The sequence below is a fragment of the Citrobacter sp. RHB36-C18 genome (assembly GCF_013814485.1).
Taxonomy (GTDB): domain Bacteria; phylum Pseudomonadota; class Gammaproteobacteria; order Enterobacterales; family Enterobacteriaceae; genus Citrobacter; species Citrobacter braakii.
Genome location: NZ_CP057125.1, coordinates 176,450 through 202,534, shown reverse-complemented (window position 1 = coordinate 202,534; position 26,085 = coordinate 176,450). Strand labels below are relative to the sequence as shown.

Sequence of the window (26,085 nt, the reverse complement as noted above, 5' to 3'; positions counted from 1 at the left end):
TAATTATGCGCAAACGCCCGCAGTCCTGGAAGGGACTACGGGCATAAGTGGAGAGATTAAGAGGATATTTCGTGCGTTTTGCCATCCGGCGCACGATTATTCAGCACATCATCCAGCTTTTTATGGTCCAGTTCTTTCACCCATTTCGCTACTACAACAGTTGCCACACCGTTACCGACCAGGTTAGTCAGCGCACGGGCTTCAGACATAAAGCGGTCAATACCGAGAATCAGCGCCAGACCAGCAACCGGTAAATGGCCCACAGCGGAGATAGTCGCGGCCAGAACAATGAAGCCACTCCCGGTCACACCCGCAGCACCTTTTGAAGAGAGCAGGAGCACCACCAGCAGGGTTATCTGATGGAAAATATCCATATGGCTGTTGGTGGCCTGAGCGATAAATACCGCCGCCATCGTCAGATAGATTGATGTCCCATCAAGGTTAAACGAGTAGCCCGTGGGTATAACCAACCCGACAACCGACTTGCGACAGCCCAGTTTTTCCATCTTATCGAGCATACGCGGCAGCGCGGACTCGGAAGAAGAGGTGCCCAGAACGATCAGCAGTTCTTCACGGATATAGCGGATGAATTTGAAAATGCTGAAGCCGGTTGCGCGCGCAATCGAGCCCAACACCACAACCACAAACAGAATACAGGTGATGTAGAAACAGATGATCAACTGACCCAACTGCACCAGCGTCCCGACGCCATATTTACCGATGGTAAAGGCCATGGCACCGAAAGCACCGATCGGCGCAAGGCGCATGATCATGTTGATGATGCCAAAAATAACCTGCGAGAAGCTTTCAATCACGTTGAAAATCATCTGGCCTTTGCTACCCAAACGATGCAGCGCAAAACCAAACATAACCGCAAACAGCAATACCTGCAGGATGTTGCCACTGGCGAACGCGCCAATGACGCTACCCGGGATAATATCCATCAGGAAGCCTACGATCCCCTGGTCTTTTGCCTGTTCGGCGTAAATCGCAACCGCTTTGGCATCCAGCGTCGCCGGATCGACGTTCATACCGGCACCGGGTTGCACCACGTTGACGATGATAAGGCCGATGATCAGCGCAATCGTACTGACAATTTCAAAATAAAGCAGTGCAACCGCACCGGTGCGGCCTACGGCTTTCATACTTTCCATGCCTGCAATGCCGGTGACGACAGTACAGAAGATGACAGGTGCGATGACCATTTTGATGAGCTTCACGAAAGCATCACCAAGTGGCTTCATTTGGGCGCCTAATTCAGGGTAGTAATGGCCAAGGAGGATACCTATGGCAATTGCTGTCAGGACCTGAAAGTAAAGGCTTTTGAATATAGAGGTTTTCATAGGGTGTCCTTAAAGTAAAAACCACAGGCCTTGTAAGGTTTTGTTTAACCTGCGGCCTTAAAGTAACACCCACACAACATGACAGAAATGCGCCTGGATCATAATTGATACAGAAATGTTAAAAATTTTGAGCTGGCTCGCACAAGCGAGACCTTTTTTAACTTTTGTAATCAGCGTTTTTCGGCGTCAGATAACGTTCTTCGAAGATATTCGCCGGAACCGGCCGGGCAAACAGGAACCCTTGTGCCACTTCTACCCCCGCTTGTGATAACCATTCGCGTTGCGCTTCGGTTTCGACGCCCTCAGCGATCATCTGCAAATTGAGGCTATGCGCCAACTGAATGATGGCGGAGATCATGCTGCAATCTTCAGGGACGCCATCAACAAACATCTTATCAATTTTGAGTACATCCACCGGGAGCGACTTCATGTGCTGCAGTTGTCGCAGACCCGCATAGCCCATACCAAAATCGTCCAGCGCGATACGCACGCCCGCGTTGCGCAGCGGGCGTAAAATAGCCACAGCGGCATTAGGATCATCAATGTGCCGGCTTTCGGTCACTTCCAGAATCAACGTCCCAGGCTTGATGCGATAGCGGTTTAGCAACTCCAGCAGATCCGACACCATACTCGGATGCATCAGCTGTAGTGCAGACAGGTTCACCGAGAGCGGCAGCATCAGGCCGCGTTCCTGCCAGGCTGACAGCTGGCGGCATGTCTCCTCCAGCACCCAGTAACCGACCGTCACCATCAGGCCACAGGACTCAATCCTGTCGATTAACCCTTCTGGCAGCTCCCAGCTTCCGTCTGGCTGCTGCATTCGCAATAATGCTTCTGCGCTCAATACCTTACCGCTGGACATCTCCACCTGCGGCTGCATCCAGAGCGCAAACTGATGGTTATCCAGCGCGGTAAGAATATCGTTCTCTTCCGTCAAACGCTGTTGCGCCTCTTCCATCTGCAACGGGTCAAAGAACTGAATCCGGTTTTTACCCTTGTGACGCGACGTTAACACGGCTGAGAGTGCGCGGTGGTAAAGCTGTTCTGCGGTCAAATCGCCATTAAACATCGCCACCCCAATGTTACAGGTTGGACGTAGTTGAATGCCCTGAATCGGTAATCGCTCGTTAACGATAGTGAGCACTTGCTGACCTAGCGTAATAGCGTGCCAGGGTTCTTTCACACCATGTGCGATGATGGCAAAGTCATAGCCGCTCACCTGGGTAAGCACCATTCTGGGGGCCAATACTGACTTCAGCTTTTCAACCAGCGTAAGCAGCAGGATTTCCCGCTGGGTCTCGGATAACACACCCGCGGTATCACGTAGGGTTTCGCAGGTGACAATCATCAACGCCGTAGTCTGCTGACGATTCACAACCTGCTCCAGCAGCGCCATCAGAAACGACTTGTTGGGCAGCTCAGAAACCGGGAATCGCATTGAATGGTCGCTTTGCTCTTCACTGCGGCGCTGAATCAGTTGCTGATTGAGGTTGTAGCTACGCACCAGCAGGCCAATCTCGTCGTCCTGATGCAGACGCGGCAATGCCAGCTGATAGCCAATCAGATCCTGCTGGGGAATGTCGTTCAGCTCACGCGCTATTTTACGTAATGGATGCAAAATCAATCTGTTAATACACCATGAGATGGCTACCGTGAGTATTAACGAGAGAAGTAAGTAAATGGTCACTAACGTTGAGAGCGTACTCATCACGAACTTGTACATACGGTACGAATCCGCCTGTAGCACCAGATACGCCAGCGGTTGCGGATTCGCTGAACGCTCAAGAGAATAGACCGGCAGCGAAATTTGTACCGGAAGTTCAAACAGGCGAGTCACCGTAACCGGAACCGGGCGTTCAGGAATAAAGCTCATCCGCAGCGCCTGAAACTGATTGGGAAGCACCACATCGGCGCGGCTGACCACGCCTGCTGGTCGAATACTTCTTAAAATAGCTTCTGCTTCGGGAATATCCCCTTTCAGGATCGTGCCCGACAGAGGCTCACGGACGGAGCGAGCGATACTTTCCAGTTGCGTAGCCGTGTTGTAGCGATTCTGCTGGACCAGATGGAACAACAAAACGGTGCAAAAAATAAACACAAACACCATGACAACGGCCGCAACCATTGCCATCTGCTTAATTGTTAACGAGCGACTGACACGCAAACTGACTCTCCACGGATAGACGAAACTGCCGTCAGAGTATACCCGATCGTAGCGGTATTAAGAGAGGCGGTATCTGAAAACTTCCCAGCATGCATTATCCCGACAGGATAGGCACCTGGCGACGAGATTTATCTGCATTTAAGCCGAAAAAGGCCGCAAGGTTTCCCCCTGCGGCCTGGTTCGGGCGCATGTTGCCATCACGGCAGACAGACGCCCGCAAGGTGTATTACTTCCTGTTACGCAGCCAGCTCACAATCAGGCTGGCAATAATGCCAGCGATGATCGGAGCCGCTAAATCGTGCCAGAAGGCCACGCCTAACTGTGCGAGCGTCATATAGCCGCCTGTGTTGCAATGGCAACTGTTCACGGCTATTCTTGAGTTGTTCAGGTTCAAGTTAGCCCCCGTTTTGTTGCCAGGTTTATACCGAACAACGTGCGGGGGTTTTCTCTTTCCAGCAACCGATGCCGCCGGGGATCAAGCCCCCGCAACATTGCGCCTCACCGGGAATTCCCGGCTTGCCGCTGATTCTACGGTAGCCCACTTGCCATATCACTGCGCAATATATGGCTCTGCGTAGCGCCTCGCATTTCACCTGTTTTCGCACCAGTACGCTGGAAAGTTTCTTGCCAGTTGGCAACATTCCTGCCGCTCTTCAATACAGAAAAGGACATATCTCATTGATATCTATAACTTCATTTTCTGGCACAGCGATTGCTATTTGACTGTGAGCTGTTCTGTTCCGAATCAAAGGAGATATCATGTCTGACTGTCGTACTTACGGATTCAACACCCAGATCGTTCACGCGGGGCAACAACCCGACCCTTCTACTGGCGCGCTCAGTACGCCTATTTTCCAGACTTCAACGTTTGTTTTTGACAGCGCCGAACAAGGTGCCGCCCGCTTTGCGCTCGAGGAGTCCGGGTACATTTACACCCGTTTGGGTAACCCCACCACCGATGCGCTGGAGAAAAAGCTGGCGGTACTGGAAAGAGGTGAAGCCGGGCTGGCAACCGCATCCGGTATTTCTGCCATCACCACCACGCTGCTGACGTTGTGCCAGCAGGGCGACCATATCGTTTCCGCCAGCGCGATTTACGGCTGCACCCACGCGTTTTTGTCGCACAGCATGCCGAAGTTTGGGATTAACGTCAGCTTCGTCGATGCGGCAAAGCCTGAAGAAATCCGCGCCGCCATGCGCCCGGAAACCAAAGTAGTGTATATCGAAACGCCCGCTAACCCGACGCTGTCGCTGGTCGACATTGAAACGGTAGCCGGTATCGCCCATCAACAAGGCGCATTGCTGGTGGTGGATAACACCTTTATGTCACCGTACTGCCAGCAGCCTTTACAGCTAGGCGCGGATATTGTGGTACACAGCGTCACTAAATATATCAACGGTCACGGAGACGTGATTGGCGGCATCATTGTTGGTAAGCAGGAGTTTATTGACCAGGCGCGGTTTGTTGGTCTGAAAGATATCACCGGCGGCTGCATGAGTCCTTTCAACGCGTGGCTGACGCTACGCGGCGTTAAAACACTGGGGATTCGTATGGAACGCCACTGTGAAAACGCATTGAAAATCGCCCGCTTCCTCGAGGGGCATCCATCCATTACCCGCGTTTATTATCCTGGCTTATCTTCACACCCGCAGTATGAGCTGGGCCAGCGACAGATGAGCCTGCCAGGAGGAATTATCAGCTTCGAAATAGCCGGCGGCCTCGAGGCTGGCAGACGGATGATCAATTCTGTAGAATTGTGCCTCCTCGCGGTCAGTCTCGGTGATACCGAAACCCTCATTCAGCACCCAGCGTCTATGACACATTCGCCCGTTGCGCCAGAGGAACGGCTTAAAGCAGGTATTACCGACGGGCTTATCCGTCTTTCTGTGGGTCTTGAAGATCCAGAAGATATTATTAACGACCTTGAACACGCCATCAGAAAGGCAACATTCTGACCATTATGACCTGAACCGACGCCGATCGGTTCAGGTTGTTGAGAATCAAGGCACAACAGTCTGGTAATACGCGCAATCCTGTTTCGGGGAGTGCGCGTATTTTGGGCAGGGGGTTCTATGCAGGACGACACATTACAACTAAGCAACAATACAGCAACCACCGTACCATTCTCAAAGAAAATACCGTTTACGAAATACGACTTTGGCTGGGTATTACTGTGTATCGGTATGGCAATTGGTGCTGGAACGGTACTGATGCCGGTACAAATAGGCTTAACAGGCATTTGGGTATTTATCGTCGCCTTTATTATTGCCTATCCAGCAACCTATATTGTGCAGGATATTTATTTAAAAACATTATCAGAAAGTGAAACTTGTAATGACTATACCGATATTATCAGTCATTACCTGGGAAAAAACTGGGGCGTATTTCTTGGCGTCATCTATTTTTTGATGATTATTCACGGCATATTTATCTATTCCTTATCCGTGGTTTTTGACAGTGCCTCATATATCAAAACCTTCGGCTTAACCGATGCCGATCTTTCACAATCGATAATCTATAAAGTGGCCATTTTTGCCGTGCTGGTGGCCATTGCTTCCGGGGGAGAAAAGCTGCTGTTTAAAATCTCCGGCCCGATGGTGGTAGTCAAAGTGGGGATCATCATCGTGTTTGGTTTTGCGATGGTTCCGCACTGGAACTTCTCTAATATCAGCGCATTCCCTGAAACATCGGTCTTCTTTCGCGACGTATTGCTGACCATCCCGTTCTGCTTCTTCTCGGCGGTGTTTATTCAGGTGTTGAACCCAATGAACATCGCCTACCGCAAGCGGGTAGCGGACCGGGTTCTGGCCACCCGAATGGCAATACGCACGCATCGCATCAGTTACATTACGCTGATTGCGGTCATTCTGTTTTTCTCATTCTCTTTTACCTTTTCTATTAGTCATGAAGAGGCCGTTTCGGCCTTCGAACAAAATATTTCCGCACTGGCGCTGGCAGCGCAAGTCATTCCTGGGCAAATTATTCATATCACCTCAACGGTGCTAAATATCTTCGCCGTATTAACCGCATTCTTTGGTATTTATCTGGGGTTCCACGAGGCGATTAAGGGTATTATTCTTAATGTTCTGAGCCGCGTTATTGATGTGGCGAAAATTAATCCCCTGGTGCTTACGCTGGGTATTTGCACCTTTATTGTTATCACCCTGGTGATCTGGGTGTCATTTCGTGTATCGGTACTGGTGTTCTTCCAGTTGGGTAGCCCACTTTACGGGATTGTGTCGTGTATTATTCCGTTTTTCCTGATTTATAAAGTAACGCAACTGGAAAAACTACGCGGGCTGAAAACCTGGCTAATCCTGTTGTACGGGATCCTGCTGTGCCTGTCGCCATTATTGAAGCTGATTGACTAATCCGTTTACAGCGCCGTCAGTCACTGACGGCGCTTAACTCACACTCTCCAGTTGATAGCTGCGAATTTTATTCAGTACCGTGGTATGTGACACCCCCAGCGCTTTAGCGATATGCCGCGACGACACATTCTCTTCCACCATCTGTTCAATAAGCTGGCGTTCAGCACACAAAACCTGTTCTTTAAAAGGACGCTCTGTCGGCGTCAGCTCAACAGCAGGCAAATTCACCATCCCTAATTCTTCCCGCGTAATGACGTCGGATTCCGCCATCAGCATCAGGCGAATGATGGTATTTTCCAGTTCGCGAACGTTTCCCGGCCAGGTGTGATGATGCAGGGCATCAAAGCAGGCTTTATCCAGAATGATCCGTCGCTGGAATTCCTTCGCGTATTTCTGCACAAAGTGGCGAATCAATAGGCTGATATCCTGCGGGCGCTCCCGCAGGGGCGGAATGGTCAGTGAAAGTACGTTAATGCGGTAATAGAGATCGGCGCGCAGCAGACGTTGTTCCACCATCTCTTCCAGATTGGCGTTGGTTGCCACAATAATGCGCACATTGACCGGAATAATTTGCGCCCCGCCAACGCGACGGATCCCACCATCCTGAAGTACGCGCAGTAATTTAGCCTGTAAGCTCAGCGACATTTCACCAAATTCATCGAGAAAAAGGGTGCCTTTATCGGCCATTTCAAACAGCCCTTTTTTGCCTTTACAATCTGCACCGCTAAAAGCCCCTTTCTCATAGCCAAAGAATTCACTCTCCATCAACGACTCAGGTAGCGCAGAGCAGTTGACCGGAATAAACGGATAAAAACGTCGCTGCCCGGAATTATGGATAGCCCGGGCCAGAAGTTCTTTGCCAGTACCCGTATCGCCGCGGATCAAAACGGTATATTTGCTGTCGGCAATTTTTATCGCCTTTTCGATAAGCGAGTGCATGCTCTGGCTGCTACAAATAATGTCAGAGAAATAGCGCGGGCGTTCCGGCTCAGGCGTCGACAGTTCGCTTATCTCTTCACACAGGTAAGCGACGTTAATAATATCGGCGCGCCGGCCTAAACAGGATTGCACGCAGGAAATATCCTGTAACTGGCGGCACCAGGATTTAATCAGGATCCGTCCAGGTGTGACTTTCATGGAGATGATATTGATATCGCAGCAGGAAAATTCCTTCAGGACATCCTCAACCATCGACAGACGATCAATTGTTTTAATATCCCAGCGTATCGTGACCACATTTGCTCCTGACAGTTAGCAACTGCGAAATAGATATTTCTGTGACGAGAGGAAATCTGACTACATTTTAGACGCTGTGGAATAATGTTCTGCCAGAGGACTCACATTGTGGACGTAAAAACAAAATATAAAAAAACCGGAGCACAAGGCTCCGGTTATCAGGTCATAACCCACGTTTATTGCTGTGGATTTTCATCCTGGTCAACAGCGAAACAGGCCACGAGTTGTCCACCGTAATCCTTCAGCTGCGGCTGAAGCTGGGTACACGGACCAAAACGCCGACGGCAGCGGGCATTGAACGCACAGCCCGGCGGTGGATTCAGCGGGCTTGGCAGCTCACCGGTCAGCTTGATACGCTCGCGGCGATCGTCCGGGTTCAGGCGTGGCGTCGCGGAGAGCAGAGCCTGCGTATACGGATGACGCGGATTATTGAAGATCTGATCCTTCGTTCCTTTTTCCACACAGCGGCCTAAATACATCACCATCACCTCATCGGCAATGTGCTCTACCACCGACAGGTCATGCGAGATAAAGACGTATGACAGCCCCAGTTCCTGCTGCAAGTCCATCATCAGGTTCAGCACCTGCGCACGAACAGAAACGTCCAGCGCCGAGACCGGTTCGTCGGCAATCACCACGTCTGGATCAAGCATCAGCCCGCGAGCGATGGCAATACGCTGACGCTGACCGCCGGAGAACATGTGCGGATAGCGGTCGTAGTGCTCGGTTTTCAGCCCCACTTTCGCCATCATCGCCAGCGCTTTTTCACGACGCTCCTCTTTACTTAGCATGGAGTTGATCAGCAGCGGCTCTTCCAGAATCTGCCCTACTTTCTTGCGCGGGTTCAGGGAACCGTAAGGGTTCTGGAACACAATCTGGATTTTCTGCCGGCGCAGCTTCTGCGCCTGCGGGTCGTGCTTAAGCAGATCCTGCCCCTGATAATACAGCTCACCGCCGGTCGGGACTTCAATCATCGTCAGCAGGCGACCAAGGGTGGATTTCCCACAGCCTGACTCGCCTACCACCGCCAGCGTTTTGCCGCGTTCCAGCGTAAAGGAGACGCCGTCCAGCGCTTTCACCAGGCGTTCCGGGGCGAACATCCCCTTCTTCACCGGGTAGTGTTTTTTCAGGTCAATTGCCTGCAACAGCGGCTGTGGCAAAGCGGCCTTTTGCGTACTCATAGCCCAGGCCTCCCGGCATCATCAAGTGGGTAGTGGCATTTCGACTGACGACCGCCTTCCAGCAGGTTCAGTTCAGGTTCTTCAGCGCGGCATTTGTCAGTCGCATAGGGGCAGCGCGGGTTCAGTAAACAACCGGTCGGGCGGTCATATTTACCTGGCACCACGCCCGGCAACGAAGCCAGACGCGCTTTATCCTGAGCGAACTCCGGCAACGCGCGCAGCAACGCCTGGGTATACGGATGACGCGGCGCGCGGAAAATATCCTGCGCGGCCCCGGTTTCCACTACCTGCCCGGCGTACATCACAATGATCTTGTGCGCCGCTTCGGCCACCAGCGCCAGGTCGTGCGTGATTAAGACCAGCGCCATGTTCTCTTTTTGCTGCAATTCCAGCAGTAGCTCGATGATCTGCGCCTGAATGGTCACATCCAGCGCCGTTGTCGGTTCGTCGGCAATCAACAGCTTTGGACGACAGGCAATCGCCATCGCGATCATCACGCGCTGGCTCATCCCACCAGACAACTGGTGCGGATAGACATCCAGACGCGAGGCCGGATCGGGGATCCCCACCAGCGTCAGCAGGTCAATCGCCCGCTGAATACGCGTTTTTTTGTTGCCGCCCTGGTGCACCTTAATGGCTTCCATAATCTGGTAGCCGACGGTGTAGCACGGGTTAAGGCTGGTCATCGGGTCCTGGAAGATCATCGCCACTTCCGCGCCCACTAACTGGCGACGCTCTTTCTCAGAGATGCGCTTCAGGTCACGACCATTAAACTCCAGATTTTCGGCCATAACGCGGCCTGGGTAGTCAATCAGTCCCATAATCGCCAGCGAGCTGACGGACTTACCAGAGCCGGACTCCCCTACAATGCCAACCACTTCACCCTGGTTCACGCTGTAACTAATGCGGTCTACGGCACGGAATTCGGACCCCACATCGCCGAAGTGCACCGATAATTTATCTACATTTAATAACGCCATCTCGAACCTCTTACTGCTTCAGTTTGGGATCGAGCGCGTCACGCAGACCGTCACCCATCAGGTTAAATGCCAGCACCGTCAGCAGGATTGCCAGCCCCGGGAAGGTCACGACCCACCAGGCGCTTTGGGCAAATTGCAACACGTCAGAGAGCATGGTGCCCCATTCCGGCGTAGGCGGCTGTGCGCCCATCCCCAGGAAGCCGAGGGCAGCCATATCGAGAATGGCGTTAGAGAAGCCAAGCGACGCCTGAACAATCAGCGGCGCAAGACAGTTAGGAAGAATATTGACGAACATCTGGCGCATTGCACCGGCTCCGGCCACGCGGGATGCGGTAACGTAGTCGCGGTTAACCTCCACCAGGACGGCGGCGCGCGTCAGACGCACATAGTGCGGCAATGCCACGAACGTCAGCGCCAGCGCGGCGTTGCCAATCGAGGGCCCAAATACCGCCACCAGCACCAGCGCCAGTAACAGGCTCGGCAGTGCCAGCATGATATCGACCACACGCATGATGACGTTATCGACAATCCCGCCAAAGTAACCGGCAATCAGCCCGAGAATCACGCCCATCAGCAGGGAGAGCACCACCACCAGACAGCCGACCAACAGAGACAGACGCGCACCGTACATCAGGCGGGACAGCACATCGCGGCCCACATCATCAGTACCAAACAGATGCGCCATGGTACCGCCTTCCTGCCACGCAGGAGGAGCCAGCAGCGTATCGCGGAACTGCTCTGCCGGGTTGTACGGCGCGAGGACGTTGGCAAAGACCGCAATCAGGATCATCACGACAACGTACACCAGCCCAACAACCGCACCTTTGTTGCGTTTAAAATAGTGCCAGAACTCCTGCAACGGGGTCATGGGCACCGGTGCAGCAATAACTTTATTTTCAGTAACCTGTGACATGATGGCCCCTTACTTCCTATGCCGAATACGCGGGTTCACCACGCCGTACAGCAGGTCTACCAGCAGGTTGACGAGGATAATCATCGTCGCGACCAGCAGCACCCCGCCCTGTACCACTGGATAATCACGGCGTTGTAGCGCATCGATCAACCAGCGTCCCAGTCCCGGCCACGAGAAAATAGTCTCGGTCAGGATCGCCCCAGCCAATAACGTACCGACCTGCAGGCCGATAACGGTCACAACGGGCAGCATCGCGTTACGCAGAGCGTGAATGATGATGACGCGCATACGGGTCAGGCCTTTGGCGCGTGCGGTACGAATGTAATCTTCACCCAGTACTTCCAGCATCGATGAACGAGTCATACGCACAATTACCGCCAGAGGAATGGTGCCAAGCACCATTGCTGGCAGGATCATATGCGCCAGCGCATCGATAAAGTTGCCCTCTTCACCCCAAATGGCGGTGTCAATCAGCATAAAACCGGTCAGGGGATTGGAATCATCAAGGAACACCATGTCGCTCACCCGACCGGAAACCGGCGTCAGGTTCCACTGCACGGAAACCAGCATGATCAGCATCATGCCCCACCAGAAAATCGGCATGGAGTAACCCGTCAGCGCCAGGCCAACGGCAGTGTGATCGAAAATGGAGCCGCGCTTAACGGCAGCAAGTACACCCACCGGAATACCCACCGCAACGGCGAAAATCATCGCGCAGACGCCAAGTTCCAGCGTTGCTTTAAAGCGAGGAACGAACTCTTCCCACACCGGTAATCGGCTTTTCAGCGAGATACCTAAATCACCATGCATAACCCCCCAGATGTAATGGAGGTACTGCTGCCACATCGGTTTATCCAGACCGAGTTCAGCCAACAGTTGAGCATGACGCTCAGGGGAAATTCCACGCTCACCCGCCATGATCATTACCGGATCGCCGGGGATCATATGAACGAAAGCAAAGGTGAGAAGAGTGATACCGATAAACGTGGGAATGACAAGTCCCAAACGTCGGAGAATGAACTGCAACATAACCCGGATTCTCTCTAATGACGCACGGCCTGGAACCGTGAATCTGTATTGCTCACAAATCTTATCTCCCCCTCCAGCGAGAGGGAGATAAAGCATTACTGTCAGGTGGCGCTACGGTGACCCGACTTAACGGTCCGTAGCGCTGCCTGGCTTGCTTTTAATTATTCGACAGAGACGTTTTCGAAGTGATGTTTGCCTAATGGATCAACCACATAGCCTTTCACTTCTTTACGCACTGGTTCATACACGGTGGAGTGAGCAACAATCAGAGCCGGGGCCTGATCGTGCATAACAACCTGAGCTTGCTTGTACAGTTCAATACGTTTGTTGTGATCGTCGGTCGCACGCGCCGGCTGGATCAGATCTTCAAACGGCTTGTAGCACCAGCGAGAGTAGTTGGAACCGTCTTTCGCTGCCGCACAGCTGAACAGGGTGGCGAAGAAGTTGTCCGGATCCCCGTTGTCACCGGTCCAACCCATCATCACCGCCTGATGCTCACCCGCTTTGGCGCGTTTCAGATATTCGCCCCACTCGTAGGTCACAATCTTGGCCTGAACGCCGATTTTCGCCCAGTCAGCCTGAACCATTTCCGCCATACGGCGGGCGTTCGGGTTGTAAGGACGCTGTACCGGCATGGCCCACAGCTCAACGGTGAAGCCTTTATCCTGACCCGCTTCCTTCAGCAGCGCTTTAGCCTTTTCAGGATCGTAGGTGTAGTCTTTAACGTCGTCGTTATAGCCCCACATGGTCGGTGGGATCAGGTTTTTCGCGGCAACGCCAGCGCCCTGATATACCGCTTTAATGATGGCTTCTTTGTTCACCGCGTAGGTCAGCGCCTGACGGACTTTCACGTCATCAAACGGTTTCTTCTCGGTGTTGAAAGAAAGGTAGCCAACGTTCAGACCGGCCTGCTCCATCAGGTTAATGTTTTTATCCTGCTTCATACGCGCGATATCTGCCGGGTTCGGGTACGGCATCACCTGGCACTCGTTCTTCTGCAGTTTGGCGTAACGCACGGAAGCGTCAGGCGTAATGGAGAAGACCAGACGGTCAATCTGTGGCTTGGTGCCCCAGTAACCTTCGAATGCTTTATACAGAATACGGGAGTCTTTCTGGTACTGCTGCAGCTGGAACGGACCGGTCCCAATTGGGTTCAGATCCACTTTCTCCGGGGAGCCGGCTTTCAGCATGTTGTCTGCATATTCTTTGGAAAGAATAGAAGCGAAGTCCATCGCCAGGTCAGCCAGGAAAGGCGCTTCCGGGCGAGTCAGCACGAACTGAACGGTTTTATCGTCCACTTTTTTCACTTCGGAGATCAGATCTGGCAGACCCATCCCTTCGAAGTATTCATAGCTACCGCCAGAGACTTTGTGGTACGGGTTCTGGGCATTTTTCTGACGATCGAAAGAGAACACCACGTCATCGGCGTTTAAATCGCGCGTCGGTTTGAAATCTTTGTTGTCCTGCCACTTCACGCCCTGGCGCAGGTGGAAGGTATAGGTTTTACCGTCTTCGCTGATTTCCCACTTCTCAGCAAGGCCCGGGATCACTTCAGTTGTACCGGTTTTGAACTCGACCAGGCGGTTATAGATCGGTACGGAGCTGGCATCATAGGTCGTGCCAGAGGTGAAAAGCTGTGGGTTAAAGCCTTCAGGAGATCCTTCTGAACAATAAACCAGAGTTTTAGCCTGTACGCTTGCGGCGCAGGTCATAGCCACCAGGCTCAGACCAAGCTTCAGCATCCCTGACTTCTTCAAGGAAATACTCATTCTTCTGCTCCAAATGTGATGTTTGTTGTTTTACCCTTTGCAGTGGGTTTGCACCGCCTGGCCTTTTTTGTTTTTTACCCGGCCGGGTCGGCGTTAAGAGGATAGGGATTCCGTTCACATAAGCGACTGAGTTGCAGTGCGGATTCTCCATGAAATGCCCCTCATGCCCTACAATCTGTCAACAGAATGTGAAAACGTCAATACAGGTAACCGTGATTTACACCAACGGTGAGAATTCGCAAACAAAGATTAAAAAAAGTGCAGAAGGACATTTTCAGCAGGGAAATTTGTGCTACGCGCACTATGCCAGAATAAACATCTTCATATTTCGCAACATTTGGTGATTAACATTTATGCAAATTATTAAAACTTTCTAAATTAATGCTGCATATCTGAGCGATTAATGCCATGAACGCTAAAGCGCACAGCGGAAAATGCCAGGTTCAGCCATAAGTAGCGCAAAAAAAGTTTCAAGCAAATATAAAAAAAGGCAATGGAATATGTCACAGAATCGTTAACAGTCAGTGGGAAGTGGTGCACAATTTTTGCAGATAAAAGGAAGGTCAATTTTGGTCGGTGAGAGAGGATTACTCGCCACTAATGCAAAAAACCCTGCTCGTTGAGCAGGGTTTTGAATTTGGTCGGTGATAGAGGATTCGAACCTCCGACCCCTTCGTCCCGAACGAAGTGCGCTACCAGGCTGCGCCAATCACCGAATGCGGGGCGCATCTTACTGCTCAGCCGCGCCCCCGTCAATCCCTTAGTATCAAAATGCCATTTGATCGGCGAGAAAGTCAGCAGCCCAATTACTGAGCCGTAACCTTCTTCGCGTCCGGGATACGGCACCAGTTGTTATTCTCGTTAATACCGCCATTTGGCGAGGTATAACCGAGGCAACCCAAGATAGTGTCGTACAGTTCCACATGACGACGCGGCACCTTCATATCAGCTTCTTGCTTCAGGTGTGCAAACGCCTTCGCATGGTCTGGGTCTTCCAGATATTTATCTGACATCCACACCAGCATAGGAACGCGGAACTGCTCTGGCGGAGCCATTTTACGCGGCGTACCGTGCAGGTGCTCACGCTCGTTAATCGACTCACCGTGATCGGCGGCGTAGAACACTATCGCTTTCTTATCCCGCAGTTGATCAAACACTTTGGTAATAAAGTGATCAACATAGGTTACCGAGTTATCAAAAGAGTTAATCATCTCGGCTTTCGAGCAACCGCTATCCACATTGACACACTCCGGCTTCCACTGCGCATAGTCGCGGGTGTAGCGCTGCGTGTAGTTAAAATGCGAACCTTTGGTATGCAGAATAATCAGACGTTTGCCATCATCGTCATTCGGTTGCAGAGACTGCTGCATTTCGGTAATCAACAGCATATCGTCAACGTTCTTGCCACGGTTACGCGGCTCTGCGCCAATCTGCTCTCGGTAAGCGATGTTCTCCGCCATGGTATTGCTGTAGAACCACATCTCGCTTTGCATCGCGTAGAGGTCTGTCTTGAACCCTAACTGACCAAGCACGGAAAAGACGTTTTGTTCTTTCAGGGTACGCTGCGGGTTTTCTTCCGCCCCACCTTCACGCACAAACATACAGCGCAGCGAAAGCTTGGTCGCCGTGTCACAGGAATATCCACGGAACGCGGCCAGGTTTTTCTCCTGGGCGAGCCTTGGCGTGGTATTTCGCTCATAGCCAAAAATCCCCATATGGTCCCAGCGGGTGGTTTCGCCGATAATAAAGACCACATAGGTGTCGTCGAGGTTCTTAGGTTCAACATAGGTAAATTTCTTCGCCGGGTTCATCAGCGATTTGTTGTCTGAGGATTCATCCACCTGTGCCCAGGCGTACAAACCCAGCGCAGAGAGCCAGTTTGACGGCAAGTAAGAGTTCGCCACAACCCCGCCATAGCTGGGTAAATCGATACCTGTTTCTCGCTCTACGCTTCTCTGTTGCATGCTCAGCAGGCGAATCGGCGCCCATACCATCAGGCCGGCCAGTAAAACTACCGCTACACTACGCCACCTCATGCCCGGTGTACGAATTTGTCTCATCAACGTGTAGCGGCAGCGGTTACTCCAAATCAGCACCAAGGGAATAATACTGACCGAAACCAGCCACACGATGAAATGCCAGCCGACGACTTCTTTCGATAAATCAATATCCGTGGTCATTACGGAGGCGATAATACCGTAACCAATTACCACATTCAGGAAGGTCATATAATAACTGGCGCCGGCAGAACACAGCACCAAACAGGTTGCCAGGACACGCCAGGCGCGGCGGCCAAACAAAGAGAGAAGGCGTAGTAAAAAGAAGGTCACCAGCACAGTGCCGGCCAATTCAACAACCGCGGAGAGTCCTTTCCAGACGGTAAAATCGTGCGCATATCCGCTAAAGCGACGGAAAAATACAGCACAGTTCATAAACAAACCGATATAGATTGCCAGCAAGAAACTGAGTTTCTGCTGCGTCATCGACTTAATGTATCTCATGCAAACAAACCCTGGAAATCGGGATAAAAAACCCTGAGCAGCGATCAATCAGACCTGACAGAGGAAAAATGCGACAACAGCAGAAGTGAAATGTCTACGGGCGCGGGTAAGTAGACCACAGGAGGGAGCAAAAGTGCTTATAGAGAATGAAAATGGCGCATAAATTTTTGTAAATATATGCGCCAGGTATTAATCATACTACTAATAGATTTAGGCGTGCGCCTCGGTATAGACGCTACGTTGTGGCTGACGAATAGTGGTAGAAAGCGCCAGCGAAATGATTAACAGCGCAAAGATGACGCAGAAGGTCACATAGAACCCGCCAAACAGCGAGGCGATAATGGAACCGCAAATGCTACCGATACCGAAGCCCAGGTAAATAACACCGTAGTTTTTAGCCAGGTTATTCAGACCGAAGAACTCGCTGACCAGTGACGGGAATACGGTGATGGTGCCGCCAAAGTTAAATGCGACACAGGCAATTGCCATAAAGAAGGTTACGTCATTCAGCGGCGCGAACAACAGTGCAGCCATACCGACCAGCGAAACGACCTGACCAATGGTGATCACGCGAATACGGGAGATTTTATCGGACAGAATCCCCAGCACCAGACGACCCGACAGGTTCGCGATAGAAATGACGGTAACCGCATTCGCCGCCGTCGCCACATCCATATGCGCCAGGCTTTGTGCGATATCTTTCGCCACGCCAATGACGTACAGACCGCTCATACACGCTGTCAGGAACATGACTGCCAGCATCCAGTACTGCGGTTTGCGCATGGACTGCGCCAGGGTGTAGTCGTTCTCAACTACGCCATTCTTCGCTTTCACTTCCTGATTCGGCGCATCTTTCATCAGCGTGGAGCCAAAGACGATCATCACCAGTACGATCGCACCCCAAATCATGAAGGTTTTTTCCAGGCCCACGGTGCTCAGCAGTTGGCTGTCGATAAATTTAAAACCGAGGCTGCCAAGGCCATAAGAACCGATGGCAAAGGCGGAAATCAGCCCTTTACGCTCAGGGAACCATTTTACGCAGTTGGAAAGCGTTAACAGGTAACCTGCGCCATCCGCCAGACCAACCAGCACACCAGCGCTCAGCCACAGCATAATCAGGCTGTTGGAATGGGCGGTTAAGAAGAAACCGACGCCGAGTAAAATACCGGAGGCCATGGTGACGCGTTTCACGCCAAAACGCTCCTGCAGCTTGCCGGCAACGGAAGAGGAAATCGCCAGCCCGAGGCTCAGCAGGCCAAAGGAAAATGCCACCTGACTGACCGGCGCATCGAGCTTAGAAGAGAGCGCGCCATTAAACAGGCTCCAGGTATAAACAGAACCTAAAGCAAATTGGGTAATAATCGTGCCGATCAGTGTTAGCCAGCGAGTACGCTGATAATCAGAAGTTTTCATGGCAGTCTTCCTGCATAAGCAAAATGGGAAATTCTCTGCCAACAACCATACCGAAGCGCTTTTATGGCCAGGAGAAAACGGCATGAAATGCCACCAGGACGGAATGAAATGCCTGGAATGCGGAATGAATGACGAGACAAAAAGTCGGGTTACTGAATTTTATCGTAAGAGTTAGTACACGCTATCGCTGAGGGGCGTGTGATTGTTGATCTCAATATGTAACAAAGATGTTTATATGATGATTGTTTGCGTTAAAATTTGGCACTCACTCCCATGGTGTACATATAGTCGCTGTTATTGGCGCTATTTTCCGCCTGCGAAAGCGCCGCGTAAGCCGCCATGTGCCTGTTCAACAGCATATCTGCGCCAACGGTAACATCCAGCCAGTTACCGTCTTGACCCGCCGCCGTCATGCGACTGAGGCCCGACTGCGCTTTCCAGATATTCTCGCCAAACTGCTGGTTATAGCTGATTTGCGCCCACGGCCGCACATCACCGAACTGAGAATTGACTCGCCAGCCTAACGTGCTGACGCTGGCATGCCACAGCGGATCGTTCTGCGTTACCGACGTCACGCTATCGCCAAATTCGTTGTAAGTAGACGTGGTCGAACCGTCATAATGCAGCGCGGCCACCGGACCAGTCATCACCTGCCTTGAAAGCGGAAAGTTCCAGCCCATACTCATGCCGCTGGTCGCATCCATAGGCGTTTCATCCGCCAGATTCACCACGGGACCCGCCACGTTTTGAGTGGAGCGAATACGTTCTTCCAGAATGTCGTTATAACGTGGTTGGTGATCGCTGTCCCATGTATAACGTTCAGCCGTATGCCCTGACATCGCATCAACGATATATTCTTGTTGCCAGCCATATGCTGTATTGATGAACAGCGCACAAACTACGACGCTCGCCAGAGTTAACCTTTGGCGACCACTACTGTTTCTTATAATCATCAACGCGACTCCAGAAAAGAGCCGAATTCGGCGATATTATTGTCATTGTGTGAAGGATATCGGGCCCATCAGGCCCTGTATTAAATATTGTCTTTTTAGCTGGCGCGTCAAGGCGGGCCGAATGAAATTTTTACGCCAGTAAAAACAGCGAGGAAGAATATGCAGCGTTGCGGATGGGTCAGCCAGGACCCACTTTACATTGCCTACCACGACAAGGAATGGGGCGTCCCCGAAACAGATGGCAACAAGCTGTTCGAAATGATCTGTCTGGAAGGCCAACAGGCCGGTTTATCGTGGATCACCGTGCTAAAGAAACGGGAAAATTATCGCCACGCCTTCCACCATTTTGACCCGGAAAAAGTGGCGGCCATGACCGAAGAAGATGTGGAAAGACTGGTACTGGATGCCGGCATTATTCGCCATCGAGGAAAAATTCAGGCCATTATCGGCAACGCTCGCGCCTTTCTGACCATGGCGCAAAACGGAGAATCGTTTAGCGAGTTCGTCTGGTCGTTTGTTGATAACCAACCGCAACTGACCCGCGCCGCCAACCTGAGCGATATCCCCACCTCTACACCGGCGTCAGATGCTCTGTCTAAAGCGTTAAAAAAACGCGGATTTAAGTTTGTCGGCACCACCATCTGTTACTCCTTTATGCAGGCATGCGGCCTGGTCAATGACCATGTCACCAGCTGTATCTGTTACCCGGGAGAACAACATGATTCGTGAATCAAAGGCTGACGATCTACCGTCGATTCTGGCGCTGTGGATGGAAAGCACGATCCATGCCCATCCGTTTATCGAAGAACGCTACTGGCGCGAAAGTGAATCCATCGTGCGGGATGTTTACCTGCCAGCCGCACAAACCTGGGTATGGGAAGAAGAAGGGGTGCTCAAAGGCTTTGCCAGCGTCATTGACGACCGCTTTCTCGGCGCGCTGTTCGTCGCGCCTGCCGCCATCAGAAGCGGGATCGGCAAAGCGCTGGTGCAGCATGTGCAGCAGCGCTTTTCGTTACTCAGCCTCGAGGTCTACCAGAAGAATCAATCAGCGGTGAACTTCTACCATGCGCTGGGTTTTCGCATTGAAGATGGCGCATGGCAGGAAGAGACTCACCATCCCACGTGGATTATGGGCTGGCAGGCGGATCAAACGCCGTAAGCGCCAACGTTGGTCCGCTGTATTTTTCGAGCCACGCCAGCGCAGTGTTGCTCGCACAGCCATTCCCCAGCTTCGAGCTGGGGAGATCTTTGGTCAGCACGTTGACGGCGCCATTTTTACAAATACCGTTGGCGGCGAGATCCAAATCAGGCCAGGCGCCCTCATGAATACAGATGACACCGGGTTTAATTCCCGTCGTCACGACCGCTCCCGCCAGAACGTGCCCACGCTGGTTCCACACCCTGACCGTGTCGCCATCCGCAATACCGCGCGCTTTGGCATCCTGCGGATGAATCGTGACGGGCTCACGATCCGCTACCGCATACTGTTCGCGCAACGCGCTGTAATTTAGCTGACTGTGCAAACGGTGCGCCGGATGGGCGGAAAGCAGCTGTAACTGGCCCGGCTCGGCGTTACCGAACCACTCATCCGGCTCCAGCCACATCGGATGCCCCGCACAGTCCGCGTAACCGTAACCGGCAATCCTCGCGGAGTAGATTTCAATTTTACCGCTGTCCGTTTTCAGCGGATGCGCCTGTGGGTTGCGGCGAAAATCCGCGAAACGGATAAACTCCGCGCTGGCGGCGTTTTCTGGCATTTCGATCAGCGCATTCCGCTGCCAAAACTCGGTGAATGGCGGCAACGTCACCTGCTGGCTAGCCCCACGCTGCCCGGCAATGTTGTAAAAAGTCTCCAGCCATTCCAGCTCGCTTTTGCCTTCGGTAAATCGCTCATACCCGCCCTTCTCCCAGCGTTCACTCAGCTCGGCAAAGACATCAAAATCATTTCGCGCTTCACCCTGCGGCGGTACAACCTGCTTCATCGGCACCAGATGCTGGTTGCTGTAATCGCCGGTCATGGTCAAATCATTACGCTCAAAAGACGTCGTCGCCGGCAGCACGATATCGGCATGCTTCGCTGCGGCTGTCCAGAAACACTCCGAGATAACCACCAGCTCCGGTTTTTGCCAGGCGCGAATCAGACGGTTGGTGTCCTGATGATGGGTGAAGTTGGCGCCGCCCGCCCACCACAGCATACGGATGTCCGGGAAATGGCGGTCCATACCGTTGTGCTGATAAAAACCCCCCGGGTTCTCCAGCGCTTCAACAATTCGCGCCACCGGGATTTTATCCACTGCGTCGGTGCCGTTTTTAACGCTGCCCTGCATTGAAGCCAGCACCGCAGCACGGCGCGTTGGGTTGCCGCCGTTGGCAAAATGGTACGACAGCCCAAAGCCGCCGCCAGGCGTCCCGATTTGCCCGAGCATGGCGGCCAGCGTGACAATCATCCAGTGTTTCTGCTCACCATACTGCTGGCGTTGCATACCCCATCCCGCCATCAGCATGGTGGTGTTTTGGTGAAATATCGCCGCAAGTTCACGTATTTTCGCCGCCGGAACACCACAAATTTCAGCGGCCCATTCTGCCGTTTTTGCAACATCGTCAGATTTGCCCAGCAGATAGTCGGCAAAACGGTCATATCCGGTCGTACACCGGGCGAGAAAGTCCGCGTCGTGCCAGCCGTTTTCCACCAGCGTATGCGCGATACCCAGCATCAGCGCCACGTCGGTCCCCATATGCGGAGCGATCCATTCCATCTTCTCGCCAAAGAAATCGACGCTTTCCGATCGCATCGGATCGATACAGATCAACCGCTTCCCGCTGCCACGCAGTGCCTCAAAGTAAGCGAGGCCCTGCTCGTCGGAGGCGTTCCAGGCAATTTTCAGGGTATTCAGCGGATTGGCGCTCCATAACACCACCACTTCGCTGTTCTCCAGCACCACCGGCCAACTGGTCTGCTGCTGGTAAACTTCGTTACCGCCCACCACGTACGGCATGATGGCCTGCGCAGCACCCGTCGAGTAATCCCCCAGATGCCCGGTATAACCACCCGCCAGCGCCATATAACGCTGTAGCAGGGTCGCTGCTTTGTGTAACACGCCGTTGGAACGCCAGCCGTAGGAACCGGCAAAAATCGAGGCCGGGCCGTAGCTGTCACGGATGCGTTTATGCTGCGTATGGATAAGATTCAGCGCGTCGTCCCAACTGACACGAACAAATTCATCCTGCCCGCGCACCCCCTGCGGATCCTCCGGCGAGGCGAGAAAGCCTTTACGCACCATGGGAAAACGTACCCGCGTTTTACTGTGTACCTGGTCGCGCACCACGGTTTGCAAAGAGTTGGGATGGGCGGTGGGCAGCACGCCGCGAGAGGAGAAAACCGTCTCGCCATCGGTTTCGACGAGAATAGGTCCCCAGTGGGCGGCGGTTAACACCGAGTAATGTGCGGGTGAATTAGCCAAGATGGCGCTCCTGAATGCGATGTGACGGCTTATTTATTATGCCGTTCAATGTTACTTACAAATTTCAGAGTCTTCCCTGGAATTTTCTTCATGTTCACACGTCATAATCAACCGCCACGGTCGCTGTGGCAAAGAAGAAAAAGTCATTAAGGAATTAAGATGAAGAAACGTGTTTTTGTTATTGCTGCCATCGTGAGCGGCGCCCTGGCGGTTTCTGGCTGCACAACAAACCCTTACACCGGAGAACGCGAAGCGGGTAAATCCGGCATTGGCGCGGGTATTGGCTCTCTGGTCGGCGCGGGTATTGGCGCACTCTCTTCTTCGAAGAAAGATCGCGGCAAAGGCGCGCTGATTGGTGCGGCGGCTGGCGCGGCCGTTGGCGGCGGTGTCGGCTATTACATGGACGTGCAGGAAGCAAAACTGCGCGACAAAATGCAGGGAACGGGCGTCAGCGTGACGCGCAGTGGCGATAACATCATCCTGAATATGCCAAATAACGTCACCTTCGACAGCAACAGCAGCAACCTGAAACCTGCGGGTGCCAACACCCTGACCGGCGTGGCAATGGTACTGAAAGAGTACAATAAAACCGCCGTCAACGTGCTCGGCTTCACCGACAGCACCGGCAGTCAGGATCTGAATATGCGCCTGTCGCAGCAGCGCGCGGACTCCGTGGCCAGCGCCTTAATCACTCAAGGCGTCGCCGCTAACCGTATCCGCACTCAGGGTATGGGCCCGGCAAACCCGATCGCCAGTAACAGCACGGCGGAAGGTAAAGCGCAAAACCGCCGCGTAGAGATCACCTTAAGCCCGCTCCAGTAACGTTTTGTGCCGGATAATGGCAGCGTCTTATCCGGCATGAAGCACTTGCCATCGTTGATTTTCGCGTTAAGGTGTTGTCACCAAATTTAGGGAAATCAGCGATGAGCAAATCAACACGGGCAACCATCAGCGATGTGGCGAAAGCCGCAAAAACCGGCAAGACCAGCATTTCACGCTACCTCAACGGTGAAAAGCACCTGCTTTCCGACGCGCTACTGGCCCGCATTGAACAAGCCATTGCCGATCTCGACTACCGTCCCAGCCTGATGGCAAGAGGCCTGAAACACGGTCGTACCCGTCTGATTGGTCTGATCATCGCCGATATTACTAATCCCTACTCCGTCAACGTGTTAAGCGGGATTGAAGCCGCCTGTCGCGATAAGGGCTTTACCCCGCTGGTGTGTAACACCAACAACGAAGTGGATCAGGAGCTGCATTATCTCGACCTGCTGCGCAGCTACCAGGTCGAAGGGATTGTGGTCAACGCCGTTGGAATGCGCGAAGAGGGGCTGAACCGCCTGCAACAGTCTGCGCTGCCGATGGTACTGATTGACCGTAAAATTCCCGATTTCGCCTGTGATATGGTCGGGCTGGATAACACCCAGGCGGCAACGGTTGCCACTGAACATCTGGTCGAGCAAGGTTTTGAAGCCATCCTGTTCCTCAGCGAACCGCTGGGCATGGTGAATACCCGCCGCGAACGCCTGAGCGCTTTTCGCGCCACGCTCGCACAGTACCCCGGCGTTATCGCGCAAAATGCCGAAGTCCCGCTAACGGACAATACGCAACTGGATGACACGCTGCGCCAGTTTCACCAGCAGCATCGGGGGATGCGCAAAGCCGTTATCTCTGCCAACGGCGCTCTCACGCTGCAGGTTGCCCGCGCCCTGAAGCGCATTGGCCTTAACTGGGGCAGCGATATCGGCCTGCTCGGTTTTGACGAACTGGAATGGGCGGAGCTGGCGGGCGTCGGTATCACCACGTTGAAACAACCCACATGGCAGATTGGCTACACCGCCGTTGAGCAGGTTGTACGCCGAATTGATGGCGGCTCTGCTGCCATTCAGGAACAGGTATTCTCCGGCGAGCTGATCGTGCGCGGCTCAACCGCCCGTTAAATTTCCTTCGTGATGGTGATCATAAATTCGACATCATGAGCTTTTCTTTGGAACCGGTTCCATCTAGCGTTATAACAAGAATGCTAGTCTGGAGTTTCCATGAAAAGAAAAATTATGGTGGTTACCGCCGCCTACGGCTACGACCAGGTGCGGGCCGCAGGCGGGCAAACGGCAATGTTGCCCATCATTGCCGAAGCCGGTGCTGACGGCGTCGAAATCCGCCGCGAGTTATTAACCGACGCCGAGCTGAAAACGCTGTCCACAACGGCCTCTGCAATCGAACTCTTCGGCCTGCTGGCCTGTTATTCAGCGCCTGAACCGTTATTCCTTGAGGATGGGAACCTGAATCCCCGACTTCCGCAGCTTCTCGAAGAAGCGCAGGCCCTACAGGCGCTGTGGTTAAAAGTCTCTCTCGGTCATTTTTCCCATACCGAACAGTTCGACGATTTACGTGAATGGCTGGACAACAGCGGCATGGAGCTGGTTGTGGAAAACGATCAGACCGCCTGCGGACGCCTGCAGCCGATGCAACGCTTTAATGAAGCCTGTCAGACGCAAAACCTGCCGATATCTCTGACTTTCGATTTGGGCAACTGGCTGTGGGTTGGCGACTCCCCGGAGCAGGCCGCGCAGAACCTGGCGCCAACCGTCGGATATATCCATGTCAAAGCCGCAGTTACGCATCGCGATAGCTACCGTGCCGTACCGCCTGATGAAGCAGATTCACGCTGGCTGGCGCTGTTAAAAACGCTGCCCAACGATGTTCCGCGCGGTATTGAGTTCCCCCTGGAAGGGCAGGATTTGACGGCGGTTACCCGCCACTACGTCGAGCTGTTACGCGAGGAGTAACACATGAAAAATTCACTGGATGCGGTCACTATTGGTGAAGCGATGGCGATGTTTGTCGCCACGCAAACCGGCGAACTGACGGATGTAGAGCAGTTTATCAAGCGCGTTGCAGGCGCTGAACTCAACGTGGCGACCGGTCTTGCTCGTCTGGGCCTGAAGGTCGGCTGGGTGAGCCGCGTAGGCAACGACAGTTTTGGTCGTTTTATCGTTAAGTCGCTGGAAAAAGAAGGGATAGATGCGCAGGGAGTTACCCTGGATGGGCGTTACGCTACCGGCTTTCAGCTTAAATCTAAGGTCGAAAATGGAACCGATCCCATTGTGGAGTATTTCCGCAAAGGTTCCGCCGCCAGCCACCTCAGCGTTGAGGATTATCACGAGTACTATTTCGCCAGCGCGCGCCACTTGCACCTGAGCGGCGTGGCGGCGGCGCTTTCTGCCAGCTCCTATGAACTACTGGCGCACACCGCCCGCACGCTGAAAGCCCAGGGGAAGACCATCTCGTTCGACCCAAATTTGCGTCCGGTACTGTGGAAAAGCGAAGCCGAAATGGTGGAAAAACTGAACCGGCTGGCATTCCAGGCTGACTGGGTTTTACCTGGATTAAAAGAGGGGATGATTTTAACCGGCCAACAGACGCCTGAAGCCATCGCCGACTTTTATCTGCGCCACGGGGTGAAGGCCGTGATCATCAAAACCGGGGCTGATGGCGCCTGGTACAAAACAGCCAGCGGTGAACAAGGTTGCGTTGCACCGGTAAAAGTCGACAACGTGGTCGATACGGTCGGCGCAGGCGATGGCTTTGCCGTGGGCGTTATCAGCGCCCTGCTGGAAGGCCGTTCGCTGCATCAGGCGGTGACCCGCGGCAATAAAATCGGCGCACTGGCCATTCAGGTTCAGGGCGACAGCGAAGGATTACCCACACGTGAACAATTAGGGGAATAAACTCCCGGCCAACTCTGTCTCTGTACCCTACATACAGAG

At 53.0% G+C, this 26,085-nt stretch carries 22 protein-coding genes and 1 tRNA gene; 8 read left to right on the top strand and 15 right to left on the bottom strand.

Going from position 1 to position 26,085, the window contains the following annotated elements:
• Positions 1-56: 56 nt before the first annotated feature.
• The 3 genes from dctA to HVZ52_RS00930 form a co-directional block, all read right to left on the bottom strand.
• Complete coding sequence (gene dctA, locus HVZ52_RS00940; protein ID WP_003023301.1) at positions 57-1,343, bottom strand: C4-dicarboxylate transporter DctC; 1,287 nt, start codon at positions 1,341-1,343, stop codon at positions 57-59.
• Positions 1,344-1,500: 157 nt separating this feature from the next.
• Complete coding sequence (gene hmsP / locus HVZ52_RS00935; RefSeq protein WP_032931922.1) at positions 1,501-3,507, bottom strand: biofilm formation regulator HmsP; 2,007 nt, start codon at positions 3,505-3,507, stop codon at positions 1,501-1,503.
• A 226-nt stretch (positions 3,508-3,733) separates the two neighbouring features.
• Entirely contained in the window at positions 3,734-3,841 is a 108-nt protein-coding gene (locus tag HVZ52_RS00930) for a type I toxin-antitoxin system toxin Ldr family protein (protein WP_016154898.1), read from the bottom strand.
• A 425-nt stretch (positions 3,842-4,266) separates the two neighbouring features.
• Here HVZ52_RS00930 and megL point away from each other — a divergent pair, with 425 nt between their 5' ends.
• Complete coding sequence (gene megL, locus HVZ52_RS00925) at positions 4,267-5,463, top strand: methionine gamma-lyase (protein ID WP_003023295.1); 1,197 nt, start codon at positions 4,267-4,269, stop codon at positions 5,461-5,463.
• Positions 5,464-5,580: 117 nt separating this feature from the next.
• Positions 5,581-6,879 (top strand): amino acid permease, encoded by a 1,299-nt coding sequence (locus HVZ52_RS00920; RefSeq protein ID WP_181598764.1) that lies wholly within the window; start codon positions 5,581-5,583, stop codon positions 6,877-6,879.
• A gap of 33 nt (positions 6,880-6,912) precedes the next feature.
• Here the strand turns inward: HVZ52_RS00920 and HVZ52_RS00915 are convergent, their stop codons facing one another.
• The 11 genes from HVZ52_RS00915 to HVZ52_RS00865 all read right to left on the bottom strand — a co-directional run bounded on the left by HVZ52_RS00915 (position 6,913) and on the right by HVZ52_RS00865 (position 18,854).
• Positions 6,913-8,115, bottom strand: a complete 1,203-nt coding sequence (locus HVZ52_RS00915) for a sigma 54-interacting transcriptional regulator (RefSeq protein ID WP_016154900.1) — start codon at positions 8,113-8,115, stop codon at positions 6,913-6,915.
• 176 nt (positions 8,116-8,291) lie between these two features.
• Complete coding sequence (gene dppF / locus HVZ52_RS00910) at positions 8,292-9,296, bottom strand: dipeptide ABC transporter ATP-binding subunit DppF (RefSeq protein ID WP_053388698.1); 1,005 nt, start codon at positions 9,294-9,296, stop codon at positions 8,292-8,294.
• Positions 9,293-10,276 (bottom strand): dipeptide ABC transporter ATP-binding protein, encoded by a 984-nt coding sequence (gene dppD / locus HVZ52_RS00905; RefSeq protein ID WP_019078085.1) that lies wholly within the window; start codon positions 10,274-10,276, stop codon positions 9,293-9,295. Before dppD ends, dppF begins: the two co-directional genes overlap by 4 nt.
• Positions 10,277-10,286: 10 nt before the next feature.
• Complete coding sequence (gene dppC, locus HVZ52_RS00900; protein WP_016154902.1) at positions 10,287-11,189, bottom strand: dipeptide ABC transporter permease DppC; 903 nt, start codon at positions 11,187-11,189, stop codon at positions 10,287-10,289.
• Between the two features lie 9 nt (positions 11,190-11,198).
• Positions 11,199-12,218 carry a dipeptide ABC transporter permease DppB gene (gene dppB / locus HVZ52_RS00895; RefSeq protein ID WP_016154903.1) on the bottom strand — a complete coding sequence of 340 codons (1,020 nt, stop codon included), beginning with the start codon at positions 12,216-12,218 and terminating at the stop codon, positions 11,199-11,201.
• A 161-nt stretch (positions 12,219-12,379) separates the two neighbouring features.
• Positions 12,380-13,987 (bottom strand): dipeptide ABC transporter periplasmic-binding protein DppA, encoded by a 1,608-nt coding sequence (gene dppA / locus HVZ52_RS00890; RefSeq protein WP_016154904.1) that lies wholly within the window; start codon positions 13,985-13,987, stop codon positions 12,380-12,382.
• Positions 13,902-14,138, bottom strand: a complete 237-nt coding sequence (locus HVZ52_RS00885; RefSeq protein ID WP_137398959.1) for a hypothetical protein — start codon at positions 14,136-14,138, stop codon at positions 13,902-13,904. The genes dppA and HVZ52_RS00885 overlap by 86 nt, the downstream gene beginning before the upstream one ends.
• 487 nt (positions 14,139-14,625) lie before the next feature.
• Positions 14,626-14,702 (bottom strand) — tRNA-Pro (locus tag HVZ52_RS00880).
• A 91-nt stretch (positions 14,703-14,793) separates the two neighbouring features.
• Complete coding sequence (gene eptB / locus HVZ52_RS00875; RefSeq protein WP_181598763.1) at positions 14,794-16,488, bottom strand: kdo(2)-lipid A phosphoethanolamine 7''-transferase; 1,695 nt, start codon at positions 16,486-16,488, stop codon at positions 14,794-14,796.
• A gap of 210 nt (positions 16,489-16,698) precedes the next feature.
• Complete coding sequence (locus HVZ52_RS00870) at positions 16,699-17,901, bottom strand: MFS transporter (RefSeq protein WP_016154906.1); 1,203 nt, start codon at positions 17,899-17,901, stop codon at positions 16,699-16,701.
• 251 nt (positions 17,902-18,152) lie between these two features.
• Positions 18,153-18,854 carry an autotransporter outer membrane beta-barrel domain-containing protein gene (locus HVZ52_RS00865; protein WP_016157717.1) on the bottom strand — a complete coding sequence of 234 codons (702 nt, stop codon included), beginning with the start codon at positions 18,852-18,854 and terminating at the stop codon, positions 18,153-18,155.
• Positions 18,855-19,013: 159 nt separating this feature from the next.
• Between HVZ52_RS00865 and tag the strand changes: the two genes are divergently transcribed.
• On the top strand, positions 19,014-19,583 hold the full coding sequence (gene tag / locus HVZ52_RS00860) for a DNA-3-methyladenine glycosylase I (RefSeq protein WP_047358205.1): 570 nt from the start codon (positions 19,014-19,016) through the stop codon (positions 19,581-19,583).
• The gene (locus tag HVZ52_RS00855) at positions 19,573-20,013 is read left to right on the top strand and encodes an N-acetyltransferase (protein ID WP_016157718.1); all 441 of its coding nucleotides are present in this window, start codon (positions 19,573-19,575) and stop codon (positions 20,011-20,013) included. The genes tag and HVZ52_RS00855 overlap by 11 nt, the downstream gene beginning before the upstream one ends.
• Here HVZ52_RS00855 and HVZ52_RS00850 read toward each other — a convergent pair.
• Positions 19,982-22,315, bottom strand: coding sequence for a molybdopterin guanine dinucleotide-containing S/N-oxide reductase (locus tag HVZ52_RS00850; RefSeq protein ID WP_181598762.1), 2,334 nt, complete (start codon positions 22,313-22,315; stop codon positions 19,982-19,984). The genes HVZ52_RS00855 and HVZ52_RS00850 overlap by 32 nt on opposite strands.
• A 159-nt stretch (positions 22,316-22,474) precedes the next feature.
• On the opposite strand from HVZ52_RS00850, the gene HVZ52_RS00845 reads away from it, so the two are divergent.
• The 4 genes from HVZ52_RS00845 to HVZ52_RS00830 all read left to right on the top strand — a co-directional run bounded on the left by HVZ52_RS00845 (position 22,475) and on the right by HVZ52_RS00830 (position 26,046).
• Entirely contained in the window at positions 22,475-23,137 is a 663-nt protein-coding gene (locus HVZ52_RS00845; RefSeq protein WP_016157720.1) for an OmpA family lipoprotein, read from the top strand.
• Positions 23,138-23,238: 101 nt separating this feature from the next.
• Entirely contained in the window at positions 23,239-24,255 is a 1,017-nt protein-coding gene (locus HVZ52_RS00840) for a LacI family DNA-binding transcriptional regulator (protein ID WP_005133828.1), read from the top strand.
• 99 nt (positions 24,256-24,354) lie between these two features.
• Positions 24,355-25,104, top strand: a complete 750-nt coding sequence (locus HVZ52_RS00835) for a sugar phosphate isomerase/epimerase (protein ID WP_181598761.1) — start codon at positions 24,355-24,357, stop codon at positions 25,102-25,104.
• A 3-nt stretch (positions 25,105-25,107) separates the two neighbouring features.
• A complete protein-coding gene (locus HVZ52_RS00830; protein WP_181598760.1) occupies positions 25,108-26,046 on the top strand; it encodes a sugar kinase in 939 nt (312 codons plus the stop codon).
• The last annotated feature ends 39 nt before the right edge of the window (positions 26,047-26,085 follow it).

What these genes read in the sequence shown, in the direction of transcription:
- dppB (WP_016154903.1), bottom strand. Translation starts at nt 12,218, where the DNA reads ATGTTGCAGTTCATTCTCCGACGTTTGGGACTTGTCATTCCCACGTTT.
- HVZ52_RS00855 (WP_016157718.1), top strand. Translation starts at nt 19,573, where the DNA reads ATGATTCGTGAATCAAAGGCTGACGATCTACCGTCGATTCTGGCGCTG.
- HVZ52_RS00870 (WP_016154906.1), bottom strand. Translation starts at nt 17,901, where the DNA reads ATGAAAACTTCTGATTATCAGCGTACTCGCTGGCTAACACTGATCGGC.
- dppA (WP_016154904.1), bottom strand. Translation starts at nt 13,987, where the DNA reads ATGAGTATTTCCTTGAAGAAGTCAGGGATGCTGAAGCTTGGTCTGAGC.
- HVZ52_RS00835 (WP_181598761.1), top strand. Translation starts at nt 24,355, where the DNA reads ATGAAAAGAAAAATTATGGTGGTTACCGCCGCCTACGGCTACGACCAG.
- HVZ52_RS00845 (WP_016157720.1), top strand. Translation starts at nt 22,475, where the DNA reads ATGAAGAAACGTGTTTTTGTTATTGCTGCCATCGTGAGCGGCGCCCTG.
- dctA (WP_003023301.1), bottom strand. Translation starts at nt 1,343, where the DNA reads ATGAAAACCTCTATATTCAAAAGCCTTTACTTTCAGGTCCTGACAGCA.
- megL (WP_003023295.1), top strand. Translation starts at nt 4,267, where the DNA reads ATGTCTGACTGTCGTACTTACGGATTCAACACCCAGATCGTTCACGCG.
- tag (WP_047358205.1), top strand. Translation starts at nt 19,014, where the DNA reads ATGCAGCGTTGCGGATGGGTCAGCCAGGACCCACTTTACATTGCCTAC.
- HVZ52_RS00840 (WP_005133828.1), top strand. Translation starts at nt 23,239, where the DNA reads ATGAGCAAATCAACACGGGCAACCATCAGCGATGTGGCGAAAGCCGCA.
- HVZ52_RS00920 (WP_181598764.1), top strand. Translation starts at nt 5,581, where the DNA reads ATGCAGGACGACACATTACAACTAAGCAACAATACAGCAACCACCGTA.
- HVZ52_RS00885 (WP_137398959.1), bottom strand. Translation starts at nt 14,138, where the DNA reads ATGGAGAATCCGCACTGCAACTCAGTCGCTTATGTGAACGGAATCCCT.
- HVZ52_RS00930 (WP_016154898.1), bottom strand. Translation starts at nt 3,841, where the DNA reads ATGACGCTCGCACAGTTAGGCGTGGCCTTCTGGCACGATTTAGCGGCT.
- dppF (WP_053388698.1), bottom strand. Translation starts at nt 9,296, where the DNA reads ATGAGTACGCAAAAGGCCGCTTTGCCACAGCCGCTGTTGCAGGCAATT.
- dppC (WP_016154902.1), bottom strand. Translation starts at nt 11,189, where the DNA reads ATGTCACAGGTTACTGAAAATAAAGTTATTGCTGCACCGGTGCCCATG.
- HVZ52_RS00865 (WP_016157717.1), bottom strand. Translation starts at nt 18,854, where the DNA reads ATGATTATAAGAAACAGTAGTGGTCGCCAAAGGTTAACTCTGGCGAGC.
- eptB (WP_181598763.1), bottom strand. Translation starts at nt 16,488, where the DNA reads ATGAGATACATTAAGTCGATGACGCAGCAGAAACTCAGTTTCTTGCTG.
- dppD (WP_019078085.1), bottom strand. Translation starts at nt 10,276, where the DNA reads ATGGCGTTATTAAATGTAGATAAATTATCGGTGCACTTCGGCGATGTG.
- HVZ52_RS00830 (WP_181598760.1), top strand. Translation starts at nt 25,108, where the DNA reads ATGAAAAATTCACTGGATGCGGTCACTATTGGTGAAGCGATGGCGATG.